This is a genomic window from Paenibacillus phytohabitans, assembly GCF_013141775.1.
Taxonomy (GTDB): Bacteria; Bacillota; Bacilli; order Paenibacillales; family Paenibacillaceae; genus Paenibacillus_AQ; species Paenibacillus_AQ phytohabitans.
Genome location: NZ_WHOB01000021.1, coordinates 263975 through 276427, shown reverse-complemented (window position 1 = coordinate 276427; position 12453 = coordinate 263975). Strand labels below are relative to the sequence as shown.

Genomic DNA, 12453 nt, shown 5'->3' with positions numbered 1-12453 from the left:
ACACTCTCCTGAACAGTTCTGATACGGGCCTCATACCGAAAGCAACTCTCATTTCTGTTATTTTATCCCACACTTCTCTATTCGTCTGTGATCAATGACAAAAAAACCCAAAGGGATTGGCTCCCTTTAGGTTTCTTGAAATTTTGTCCGGCTTGTCAGGACTACGGTCAATTATTCACTGCGCAGTGCAGCAACCGGGTCCTTCTTCGCTGCCATCTTGGCCGGAATCGCACCGCCGAGCATAGTCAGCAGGACGCTGATCACGCCTAGAATGAGCGCATGCAGCGGGTTAAGCTGAGCCACATTCTTCAGCTCGGTCAGGTTATACAGAATCGCGTTAACCGGAATGGTCAGCAGATAGGTAATGCCGATCCCCAGAATCCCCGAGCAAGCCCCGATAATGAAGGTCTCGGCATTGAAGACCCGTGTAATATCCTTCTTGCGGGCCCCCAGCGCACGCAGTACGCCGATCTCCTTCGTCCGTTCCATAACGGAAATGTAAGTGATGATCGCAATCATAATCAGTGACACCACGAGGGAAATTGCTGCAAAAGCAATCAGCACCATCGTAATTCCGTCCATAATCCCGCCGGAAATGTTGGTGACAATAGCCGCCAGATCGGTATACTGCACCTGATCCTCCGTTGCCTTCCCTTCATTCCATTTGTCCAGATAGGCTGTAACGGATTCTTTGGCACTGAAATCAATCGGGTACAGCGAGACTGCGCTTGGAATTTCAGTTGCCCCCAGAGCGGCAAGTGCATCGTCTTTAGTCAAGGAAGCCATACTGCCTGCTGCTGCCATACCAGCGTTCATGAGGGGAGAACCGCCCATTGCACCACTCGAAGCCATGCCGGCTACCCCTTCTGACAAGGCCTGCCCTGTCAACACATTGATATCTGCGGCTTCCTGTGCAAGTACAATCTCAGATTTCTGTGCATCGGCAATGAACGTTGCGGCTAGCTCATCGGAATAGACAATGCCGGGAGACAGCGTAGAAATGCTGGAACCTTCCTGCCCGCGGAGAACACCAACAATGTTCAGCGTCACGGCATTAGGACTGTTGTAGAGACCGGTCAAATCAGCAGCTGTTCCATTGACAACAAACTGCTCGCCATTTTTCTTATAATAATCATTGTTCATTACCAGCTTCAATTGAGTTCCGACAAGATCGCTCAGATTGATGCTCTTAGCTTTATAATCCAGACCCAGAGCATCCACTGCTGCATCGGTCAGACGGTTGTATTCATCCACGATGAGCACAAGATCGGTCTTCTCTGTAGGGAATGATCCTTCCAGCAGGTCATAGTACTGCTCCAGGTAGCTTCCCGAGGCACTGCCCTGTTTGCTTGGATATGGGGCTACAGTGATATTGCTTTTATCCAGCGTGGTTGCCTTGTCCCCATCCATAACCAGCCAGTTCATATTCACGGTACGGGTATAAGAGACGCCGTCAATCAGCTTAGGATCGATTCCATCCAGATACTCGATATACTCCTTGGTCAATACATTCGTATGCATGGCTGAGTTTACGGTCGGGTCATACGGATAGAGCTTTTTATCTGCCGGATATGAGGTAAGTTCCGTTGACTCTTGACCCGGAGGGCCTGCATTCTGCAAATTAATCGCCGTCTGGTTGATCGAGACCGGGAAGTTGGAGAGTGCCCCGGTTTCGTACGAGCTGATCTGTTTATCGAAGCCGTTGGACAAGGACAGGATCAGCGCGATGCCAATAATTCCGATACTTGAGGCAAAAGCGGTCAACCCCGTACGCCATTTCTTGGTGGCGATATTTTTACCGGATAATTTCAGTGCTGTGAAAAAGCTCATGCTCGTTTGTTTCAGCTTATAAGCACTTGAGGCCTTCTGCGTGGGCAGCGGATTGCTGTCCGAGATCGCATGACCGTCCGAGAAGCGGATGACGCGGTCGGCATAGCTCTCTGCCAGCTCCGGATTATGGGTAACCATGATCACCAGCTTATCCTCCGCAATGGTCTTGATCAGCTCCATGATCTGCTCACTGGTCTCTGAATCCAAGGCGCCTGTAGGCTCATCCGCAAGGATAATGTCCGGATTGTTCGCCAGCGCACGGGCAATCGCTACACGCTGCATCTGTCCGCCTGACAGCTGATTCGGCTTTTTGTGCACATGATCCTTCAGTCCAACCTTCTCCAGTACTTCAAGCGCCTTGCGGTGCTTCTCGGCTGAAGCTATCCCGCTGAGCGTCATCCCCATCTCCACGTTGTCTGTAATGCTCAGATGTGAGATCAGATTATAGCTTTGAAAAATAAAGCCGACACTATTATTACGGTACGCATCCCACTCGCTGTCTTTGAAGCGCTCTGTCGATTGGCCGTTGATGATCAGCTCTCCGCTGTCATACTGATCCAGCCCGCCGACGATATTCAGCAGCGTGGTCTTGCCCGAGCCGCTTTGGCCCAGAATCGCAACGAATTCGCTTTCCCTGAAATTGAGATTCACTTTATCCAGTGCAACCTGTGTAAATTCGCCGGTCTTGTAGCTCTTGGTGATGTTTTTTAATTGCAGCATTGTCCGATCTCCCTTTCCATCCCTGTAATCATTAGTCTCTCTGAAATCTTCTAGTCTTACTGTACCCCAGTATAGCCGCCCAATATAAACTAAACCTAAACTCCCAGTTGAGACTGGCTTGATCTTGATGAGGTATACTAAAACAAGTACTTTGGCTTCGAGGGTTACTCCGGTACTTTGCGGGGAACCCATAACCATATAAACAAGCTATACGTTGAATTACATGGAACCGTTCCAGGAGGAGACCTTATGTTTAATATTCTTGTGGTTGAGGATGATGCCAAGTTACGCCAGCTCTTCTGTACCGTACTCACCAGAAATGGATACCAGGCCTTGCCGGCCGTGAATGGCGAGGATGCGCTGGACGTGCTGGATAAGGAATATATTGATCTGATTATCTGCGATATTATGATGCCCCGGATGGATGGCTTCGAGCTGACGCGGACGCTTAGGGACAACAATCAGCAGCTTCCCATTCTTATGGTGACCGCACGGGAGAATTTTGCCGATAAGCAGCAGGGCTTCCTCGTCGGAATCGATGATTATATGGTCAAGCCGATCAATGTGAATGAGATGATCCTGCGTGTCGGGGCGCTGCTGCGCCGGGCCAAAATCATCAGCGAACGCAAAATTGAATGGGGAGAAACCGTGCTGGATTATGATACGTTAACTGTAATTCAGGGCCATGAGAGTATCCTGCTTCCGCAGAAGGAATTCTATCTCCTCTACAAAATGATCTCTTATCCCAATAAAATCTTCACCAAGCAGCAGCTGATGGATGAAATATGGGGGATGGATTCCGAATCCGATGAGCATACGGTGGTGGTTCATATTAACCGCCTGCGTGAGCGATTCAGGGATAGCGCTGATTTTGAAATCGTCACCGTCAGGGGACTAGGCTATAAGGCGGTGAAACGGGGATGAGGAGCGGCAAAAACAGCGGCCTGTGGTGGTATTTTGTATCCATGGTATTTATCATCATTCTGTCGTTTGTCTTCATTATGGCCGTGCTGGCCTTCCTGTATTTCCGGGTAGAAAATAACACCTGGGAGCACGGAAACCCCTTCCCGCCTATTCTGACTATGGTGTTATTCAGTCTGGTCATCGGGACTACCATCAGCATTATGGTAGGCCGCAAAATATTGTCCCCGATTACGGACTTCAGCAAAGCGGCCAAGGAGATCGCAGGCGGCAACTTCGACATCTATTTGAATGAGTCGCACCGCGTCAATGAGATCAGTGAGGTGGCACATCACTTCAATCTCATGGTCCAGGAGCTGCGCAGCATCGAGACCCTGCGGAATGACTTCGTTGTCAATGTATCTCACGAATTCAAGACCCCTATTGCGGCTATCGAAGGGTACGCCATGCTTCTGCAGGAAGAAAACCTGAGCAAAGAGGAGCATGACGAATACACCGGAATGATCATCGAAAGCTCACGGCAGCTGTCCAATCTGTCCGGCAATATCCTCAAAATATCCAAGCTCGAAAATCAGGAAATGCTTACCGAGCTGGCTGAATACCCTCTGGATGAGCAGCTCCGCCAGGCGCTGTTGCTGCTGGAGTCCCTCTGGTCTGCCAAGCAGCTTAATCTTAATCTCGACCTGGAGGAGCAGCGCTATTATGGAAATGAAGAGCTGATGATGCAGGTGTGGCTCAATGTGCTTGGCAATGCGATCAAATTCACACCGGAGGGCGGGGAAATTTCGGTCTCCATTCAAGCTGACAGCTCCTGGATCTCCGTAATGATCTCCGACACCGGGATCGGGATGGCTCCGAAGGTGCGTAAGCATATCTTCGAGAAATTCTACCAGGGCGACCCCGCCCGCGCCGCCGGAGGCAACGGCCTCGGCCTGCCGCTGGCCGCGCGCATCATCAGCTTAAGCAAGGGAACCATTGAGGTGCGCAGCGAGCCGGGACAAGGCTCGGCGTTTACGATCAAGCTGCCGGTTGCGGGGGAGTGAGCGGGAGCGGCAGACGAAGAGGAGGGGAGAGCGGGGGAAGAGGAGGGCAGCGGCGGAGCAGTTGCCCCTCAGTGTCACCTGACGCCCGCTTTTGGCGGAATTAGTGGGATTTATCCCTCTAATTTCGGCGTGCCAACTGAATGTGGCGGAATTAGCGGGATTTATCCCTCTAATTCCAGCATTCCGCCCGTTTGGGGCGGCATTAGCGGGATTTATCCCTCTAATTCCAGCCTTTCGCCCACTTGGGGCGGCATTAGTGGGATTTATCCCTCTAATTCCAGCCTTTCGCCTCGTTGGAGCGGCATTAGTGGGATTTATCCCTCTAATTCCAGCCTTTCGCCCAGTCGGGGCGGCATTAGTGGGATTTATCCCTCTAATTCCAGCATTTCGTCCCGTTGGAGCGGCATTAGTGGGATTTATCCCTCTAATTCCAGCATTTCACCCGTTTGGGGCGGCATTAGCGGGATTTATCCCTCTAATTCCAGCCTTTCGCCCACTTGGAGCGGCATTAGTGGGATTTATCCCTCTAATTCCAGCATTTCACCCGGCTAGGGCGGCATTAGTGGGATTTATCCCTCTAATTCCAGCATTCCGCCCGTTTTGGCGGCATTAGCTCTACCATAACTCTATGTCCATAAAAGATGGAATAAGCTCATACCGGCACACTCTGTTGCCCCCCTGCACCAACACAGGTTTAAACTTACCTTTTTCACATAGAGAATTCATATATTTCTTTACTGTACGTTGATCAATCGCAAGTTCGTTCACCACCTCCACTGGCCGGAGGAACCCGTTCTTACGGCTGGCAATCCGCAGAATATCCAACTCTATCCTCGTATATTGCCGGCTTCCTTCATCCGTATTTTTCAACAAACATGGAGTAAGTAAGGCTTTCAGCAGAGAAATTGTCAGCTCCGGCGATGATTCCAAATCATCATAAGGGATCGCAACCACACGGTACCCGGCAATTTGCAGATACGTTTCCCTGTTAAGTTCCTGGCGGTATCTGGTCCGGTCTATATTCTGAACATGCGGCCCGTACCCTTTCACCTCGATAGCTACCTTAACCTGACCCGGCTTCCATACAAAGTCAACAAAATAGGGTCTTCCCCGCCAATCCGCAACCTCATACTCCGGGTGAAGATCGTCCATATTCCCGAAAATCGGCCACCACACCCGCTCCACAAACATTTGCTCGCCATGCCGGTGTCCCCGTTCCAGACGGTCCAGACGTTCCCCGGTTCTCCGTTTCTTGTGATACTCCAGCCATTGGTGATGCTCTTCAGCGAACCCCATTCCTGCCTCCTTCTCTGCACAAAAAAATCCCGCACCCAAAGATCCATGAGTACGGGATGTGCTTCATCCTTTTTATAGATTATAGTTCGTGCTGCTCACCAGCGTCAATGATATCGTTGGCCTCCGGCAACTGGCGCGGGACCAATACCCCTGCTGTTCTATAATGGAGCTGATAATTAATCCGGCGTAAAGGTCAGTGTTGTGATGAACCCGGCCGGAATGTAATTCACGCTGTCTCCCGCTATCCGCACCAGCACCGTTACCGCACCGCAGAAGACCGGCGGGTTGACTGGATCATAGGCAGTCCAATTCAAGCCCCCATCGCTGGAATACTCCATCTTCTCGTTCGCACCTGTAATGGTGTTGGCAACATCATCTGCAGTTACATTGGGCGGCCATGGCGGCTGAGCGAACAGAGTCACGGACAAGGCAGAGTTATTCCCTGCTGCCAAGGTGAAGTTATCTGCTGCATAGGCCTTCGTAGTACTTACACCCAGACTGGCTGCACCCGCAACAAGGATTCCGATTAAAGAGAGACGGATGCATTTATCGACAGTTCTCCTCATCATTTCAACCTCCACATCTTATTAAATGAGAAATATAACACAGATCATATTATATCTTATTCTGGATAATTATTCCTTTAAAATTGTAAATTTAATATAAAATTTTGGATTAACCGCAGATTCACTCTATAGTCTTAATCATTTTGCTAAGAAAGAAGCATCTTACCAGTGTCAAAAACACAAATAAATAGGCCAACCAGAAGTTTCTGGCTGACCTAATACTACGAAAGAGATTCCCGCAGGGCGGAAATTGCTACCACACCCGCGCAAGGAAATCTCTTATTGGGTTGAATCAAGTTAACCCGTGCTACTTCTCAACCGCCCAGCACTGCCGCTCAGTTCTCACGGTATCACCGGTCTGTATTGCCTGCTCAATCATCAATCCGAGGTACACGTCCTGTGAGGCCTGCTCCAGTCCGTAGAATCCGGGGCCGCCGGCGGCATAGGCGGACATCTTGTCCAGGCAAGCCGCAATCGCGATCTCATCATCATATAATCTGGCAGGGGTGAACGGATTGTTGTAGAGCCATTGTTCGCCGCAGATTATCCCTTGAAGATAATAGCCTTCGGCATTCTCCTGTTCCCCCTTGTTGATGCGCTTCAGCTCCAGCTGAAGCGGCACCAGGTTGTCCTGCTGAATCAGCACACGGTTATCGAAGATTTCTCCCCGTTCTCCGCGCACGGAGAGGTGATTCGAACGGGTCCAGGAACGGTGCTGATCCTTGGTGAAGTCGTAAATCCCCAGCCGGTCTCCGAAATCCAGCCAGGCCAGATCCCTTTGCAGAGGAATCAGCTTATCCTTGGCCGGAGGGCCGCTGCGGGTAGGGCCGTTAACCCAGCGGGACCCGAACCGCATAGCCCTAATATTGGCCTCCTCGAACTCAATGCCGAGCATCCTGCGGATCAGGCTTGCTCCATGATACATTTGCGAAACGGACACCGTTGTTTCCGTGATCCGTCCGAGCCTGCCCGAGCGGATCAGCGACAGCCGCGCCTCTTGCACCGGATGATACGGATACTGCTCGGCAACCTGAATCCGCGCTCCGTGCATAGTCAGTTCCTTGTGCAGCTGCTCAAGCTCCGCCAGACTTGGGGCTGGCGGCGTCTCCGTCAGCGCCGGTATACCGCGCTCTGCCAGGCGGTACAAATAATCCAGAGAGTCCCGGCCGCTGACCGAGACCAGTACGAAATCGGGGGTTTCGCTAGTAAGCAGTTCTTCAAGAGAACGGTAAGTCTGAACCCCCCATGCTTCTTCCATGGCTCTGCCTTTGGCGGCATCCCTTACTACAAGCCCGCTAATCTGAAAGCGGTCCGGCATGGAACGGGCGATTCTGAGGAAATATTGGGCGCGGAAGCCCGCACCGCCGATAATACTGAACTTAACTGTCATATTCTTACCTCCCTTATCAACTGCCAACAGGAAATCGTGGAGCATGGGCGAGAATACCGTCCCTCGTGTACAGCATACTGTCCTTAGTTATTGGAAGAGTTACCGGCCGCCCGGTAATCGAGGCTTCATAGATGGCGGTGACCAGCTCCAGCGTCTTCCTTCCTTCATGCCCGTCAATCAGAACACGCTGCGCCGGGTCCCCGATCGCTTTCAGCATATCGTCAATTTGTCCGGCATGTCCCGTATATTGCAGGGGGGCTATGCTGCTGCAATACCGCTCGATCTCTTCCTCCAGCCCGGTATTCCGCTCCGGGAATCCATTGTCACGCGAAGAAGAAGCATACACCTTCCAGGGTGCTGAGATACGCGCCTTCTCCCCCTGGAACACCAGCTGCTGTTCTTCTCCGTGATGAACGATGGAGCTGGTAACCTGGGCCAAGCCGCCTCCCGGATAAGACAGAATGGCGATTGACAGATCCTCCAGCTGCGACTTGTCATGCGAGGTATTCCGGATGACTGCCTGAACGGTCTCCGGCATGCCGATCATCCACAGCAGCAGATCCATTTGATGTACTCCATGGCCCAGCGTAGAGCCTCCCCCTTCTGCCTCCCAGGTTCCCCTCCACCATACATCATAGTAGCTCTGCCCTCTCCACCAGAAGGAATCCGCCTGGGCATGTACAATCCTGCCCAATAATCCGGAGTCCAGTGTAGCCTTCAATCTCCTGTTGGAATCCAGGAAACGGTTCTGTCCGACGACGGACAGGATACGGCCCGATTCAGCCGCCGCAGCCAGCATGCGGTCGCACTCTTCAAGCGACAGTGCCATAGGCTTCTCCACCAGCACATGCTTGCCAGCCCGCAGGAAGTCGGCAGCAATCTGCGCATGGGAATGAGGGGGGGGCAGATGGACACCATATCCACTTCCTCATCGTTAAGCAATTCGCGGTAATCCTGTACAAACCTGCTCTCCAGCCGGAATCGGTCCCGGAGCGCATCAGCCCGCTCTTTCCGGTTGTCTGCCAGCGCAACTACTGTGCAGCGGTCTGCAAACAAGGCGAAGGCCTGCAGATGAACAGCCGCTATTGAACCCGTACCGATTATAGCTATGCGAATCATAATCTCTCACGCTCCCGAATTTCCGAATGTTACATTTACGCTTTACTTAGTTGATCAGCTCTGTAGGGTTCATACCGGTAATTTTCTTGAACAGCGTGCTGAAGTAAGGGATGTTTTTGTAGCCGACCCGTTCCGCCACTTCGTAGACCAGCATCTTCCGTTCCATTAACAGCTCTCTTGCTTTCTCAATCCGCACCCGGGTCAGGTAATTGTTGAAGGTCTCCCCGGTAATATTCTTGAATATAATGGACAGATGATTCCGCGAGATATATACCTTGTCTGACAGATCCGCCAGCGTAAGCTCTTCCGCATAATGCTCATGAATGTAACTGGTCATGAAATCAACAACCTGCCTGTGTTTGCTGCTGCCTTTCCATTGCCGGCTGGCGCAGATCGTGGTTATTTTGGCGGACAACCAGCCTGCCAGCTGGTCGGGCACTGCCAGATTGCCGATTTCTTTGGCAATCTGGTCATTGGTGAACAGATCATCCAGCACCAGTCCCGATTCATACAGCGAGTAGGTTATGATCCCCCACAGTTCACTGCCAAGCATCTGCACGTAGCCGGCGGAGACCCCTTGCTGTTTCTGCAGCTCGGTGACATATTCGCTTACAAGCTGCTGCGCTTCGGCTTCCTGTGTAGCCTTCATCGCAGCAGCCAGCTTATAGGAGAACTTGACCGGAAACAACGCCCCCCTCTCCTGCCTGCCGCTGTTGCTCTCCCGGTACTGATACACTTCATAAGCCGGATTCATCCGCAAGGCTCCCTGATCCATCGCGCGGAAGGCCTCTTCTGTCGATTCGGGGATCTTCATCCACGTATCCTTTAGGCTCCCGATTCCGATACGTATTACCAGCCTCAGGTATGAGCTGATGCTGTCGATCAGCCGGGTTCCAAGCTCTTCCAGCTGCTCCGCACATTCTTCCCCGGGATGAATAATTAATAATGCCCTATAGCTGTTCAGCTCTGTATATTCCATGTCCGTGAAAAACCTGCGCGCAACCTCACAGGCAATATTGCTGACGGCGAAGCGAAACAGATTCCAGTCGGAGACAGAGAAGGAGCTGGCCCGCTCATCGCGGATCAGCTCAATACCGATGGTGGCATGCTTGCGTTCCAGCCAATACTGATAAGAAGGCGGCAGGTGGGTATTGTTCCGGTAAGAGGGGTCCAAGGTGCCGACTGCTGCGGAACGAACCCATTCTTTCTCGACAAAGGGCTCATACAGCATCATCTTCAGCTCAAGCTCCCCCTGTCTGATCCGCTCCTCCTCCTCCTTGATCAGCTCCTCAATGATCTTGCCCAGTATCGACTTAAGCGTCGGCAGACTGATCGGCTTGGAGACATAGTCACTTACTTGAAGCCTGAGTGCTTGCCTGGCATGCTCAAAGTCTGAATATCCGCTCAAAATAATAATTTTCCCCTTGAAGCCTTCCTTCCTTAGATGCTCCATCATCGTTAGACCGCTCATCACCGGCATATAGATATCGGTGATCACAATATCCGGACAGGCTGCGCGGATCATCTCCAGGCCATCCTCCCCGTTAAGTGCTTCCCCGGCCCATTCTGCATCCAGCTCATCCCATGGGATCGCCCGCTTCATCCCCTGGAGGACCTGGCGCTCATCATCAATAATGGCGATTTTCCACATCGTCTCTGCCTCCTTAAGCTTCCTTGCTATCACTATCCGCTGCAACGTTATCTGCCCTGCACGGTGAGGGAAGCGCTTACCATTTGTGCCTTCCACTTAGCTCTTTCTATGCTCGCTTAGCCGCTGCCCCGGGGCCTCTGTAAGCAGAGGCAGACTCACCTCTACTCTGGTTCCGCCTTCTTCACGTTCCTTCAATGTAACCCCATAGTCATTGCCGAAATATCCGGCAATTCTCTCCCGCACATTGCGAATGCCATAGCCGCCGGTATGGCGGTTACGCGGCCGCTCCTCCGGCTGCTTCAAGCCTGCTCCGTTATCATCAATAATAATCTGCAGCGCCTCCTCCGCTCTGCCTATATAGACAGATACAACACCGCTGCTCTGCTTATTGAAGCCGTGCACGATTGAATTCTCCACGAACGGCTGCAGGGTAAGCTTCGGGATGTACACATCCTGCAGCTCCGGGGCTGCCTCTATCTTGTATTCCAGCCCTCCCCCCCAGCGGAGCTGCTGGATTTCGAGATAACACCGGATGTGCAGCAGCTCTTCAGAGAGCTTAATGAAGCTCGCCCCGTTGGATAAGCCGATCCGGAACATCTGTCCCATCAGCTCCAGAATCCGGCTGAGCTCCTCCTGCCCGGCATCGATTGCCATCCAGTTCAGCTGATCCAGCATATTATAGAGGAAATGGGGATTGATATTGGCCTGCAGCGCTTCAATCTCAGCTTTCCGCTGCTGCTCATAACGCCGTTCCAGCGAGAGATACAGCTCCTCAATCCGCTCATTCTGCTTGCGGTATCCGGAGAATAAATAACCGAATTCGTTCTCATAATCTGTGGGCAGCTCCTCTTTATGCCCTCCAACAGAGTACATCTTCATAGCGCTTACAAGCTGTTTGATCGGCTTGGTAAACTGCTTGCTCAGATAGTGAGTCAGCAGCAGCACCAGCAGGATCGCTGCAATACCAATCAGGCCAATCCACTCTGCGAGCTTCAGACTGCTTGCCGTAATCTGCTTCCATGACGTGAATTCGATCAGCGTCCAGATGGAGTTATCCATTCGGGAATAGACCAGCAGAGTGTTGCCGGAACCTGCTTTGCCCAGAATATGCACATACCCCGACTTCTTACTCTTGAGATCGATCCACTTAGACCACTCGTTCTGTTCGAGCGTCTCCCCGATCCTCAGAATCTGCTTCCCTTCGCTGTCGGCCATGATACGGTTTGACCCGGAGGAATTGCCGGTCAGCAGCTGCCGGATTTCCTTGGCTTTAATGTGGACGACGAGCACGCCCAGATAGTCATTCTCATACATGATTTTCCGGGCGAAGCTAAGCACCGGGACGTCCCCCTGAAAGCTGGGAATGGTATATTCCCCGGACCAGGCGAAATCGCTTTTCACCAGACGCTTGGACCATTCCTGCTTATCCAGATCAACAATATTCCGGAACTGGATGTAGCTTTGGCTCTCACTCGGCATAGGCTCATCCATATACAGATCAATTCCCTGAATTAAAGGAATGGCATAGGTCAGATTGGCGAGCGCACTTTCTACGCCTACACGCCTGCGGTAGCGCTCGAAATCATCCTGCCTGTTCCGGAGAAAAGTGGTCAGCTCGTTGTCACGTGAGCTGGACAGTGAAATCTGCTCAATCATATCCAGCCGCGTTGTAATTTCATTATTCAGTTCGTCCAGCAGCCGCTGCTGGTAATGGGAGGTCGTCTGCACGAGGGCTTTGGATGAATTGCTGTAGCTTGTCCATGCCGTAACTGCGATTACTAGAATGAGCACAATAGCAAAGCTGTGGAAAAACAGGCGGTCGATTCTGAATTTTTTAAAAGGATTGGTCAAGTCCGTACCTTCCTTCACTTCCGGTTCACACGAAAGAAACGGTAAAGCTGCGAATGAGGCTCGGGC

Annotated in this window: 9 protein-coding genes and 1 pseudogene; 2 read left to right on the top strand and 8 right to left on the bottom strand. The window is 51.9% G+C overall.

Features of this window, described 5'->3' with window-relative positions:
• Positions 1-171: 171 nt before the first annotated feature.
• Positions 172-2550: an ABC transporter ATP-binding protein/permease gene (locus tag GC101_RS09290; protein ID WP_171717002.1), complete on the bottom strand. Its 2379-nt coding sequence runs from the start codon at positions 2548-2550 to the stop codon at positions 172-174.
• A 249-nt stretch (positions 2551-2799) separates the two neighbouring features.
• Here GC101_RS09290 and GC101_RS09285 point away from each other — a divergent pair, with 249 nt between their 5' ends.
• Together GC101_RS09285 and GC101_RS09280 are read left to right on the top strand one after the other, a co-directional pair.
• Positions 2800-3474: a response regulator transcription factor gene (locus tag GC101_RS09285; protein WP_171717001.1), complete on the top strand. Its 675-nt coding sequence runs from the start codon at positions 2800-2802 to the stop codon at positions 3472-3474.
• Positions 3471-4514: a HAMP domain-containing sensor histidine kinase gene (locus tag GC101_RS09280; RefSeq protein WP_171717000.1), complete on the top strand. Its 1044-nt coding sequence runs from the start codon at positions 3471-3473 to the stop codon at positions 4512-4514. Before GC101_RS09285 ends, GC101_RS09280 begins: the two co-directional genes overlap by 4 nt.
• A 615-nt stretch (positions 4515-5129) precedes the next feature.
• On the opposite strand, the gene GC101_RS09275 is transcribed toward GC101_RS09280, so the two are convergent.
• The 7 genes and pseudogenes from GC101_RS09275 to GC101_RS09250 form a co-directional block, all read right to left on the bottom strand.
• Complete coding sequence (locus GC101_RS09275; RefSeq protein WP_171716999.1) at positions 5130-5810, bottom strand: hypothetical protein; 681 nt, start codon at positions 5808-5810, stop codon at positions 5130-5132.
• 176 nt (positions 5811-5986) lie between these two features.
• Positions 5987-6379 carry a DUF4073 domain-containing protein gene (locus GC101_RS09270; protein WP_171716998.1) on the bottom strand — a complete coding sequence of 131 codons (393 nt, stop codon included), beginning with the start codon at positions 6377-6379 and terminating at the stop codon, positions 5987-5989.
• 304 nt (positions 6380-6683) lie between these two features.
• Entirely contained in the window at positions 6684-7766 is a 1083-nt protein-coding gene (locus tag GC101_RS09265; RefSeq protein WP_171716997.1) for a Gfo/Idh/MocA family protein, read from the bottom strand.
• 16 nt (positions 7767-7782) lie between these two features.
• Complete coding sequence (locus GC101_RS09260; protein ID WP_246354253.1) at positions 7783-8565, bottom strand: Gfo/Idh/MocA family protein; 783 nt, start codon at positions 8563-8565, stop codon at positions 7783-7785.
• An 18-nt stretch (positions 8566-8583) separates the two neighbouring features.
• Positions 8584-8885: pseudogene (locus GC101_RS36020) on the bottom strand (Gfo/Idh/MocA family protein); the annotation flags it as partial.
• Between the two features lie 46 nt (positions 8886-8931).
• Positions 8932-10536 (bottom strand): response regulator, encoded by a 1605-nt coding sequence (locus tag GC101_RS09255; RefSeq protein ID WP_171716996.1) that lies wholly within the window; start codon positions 10534-10536, stop codon positions 8932-8934.
• Between the two features lie 96 nt (positions 10537-10632).
• Positions 10633-12387, bottom strand: a complete 1755-nt coding sequence (locus GC101_RS09250; RefSeq protein WP_171716995.1) for a sensor histidine kinase — start codon at positions 12385-12387, stop codon at positions 10633-10635.
• Between the last annotated feature and the right edge of the window lie 66 nt (positions 12388-12453).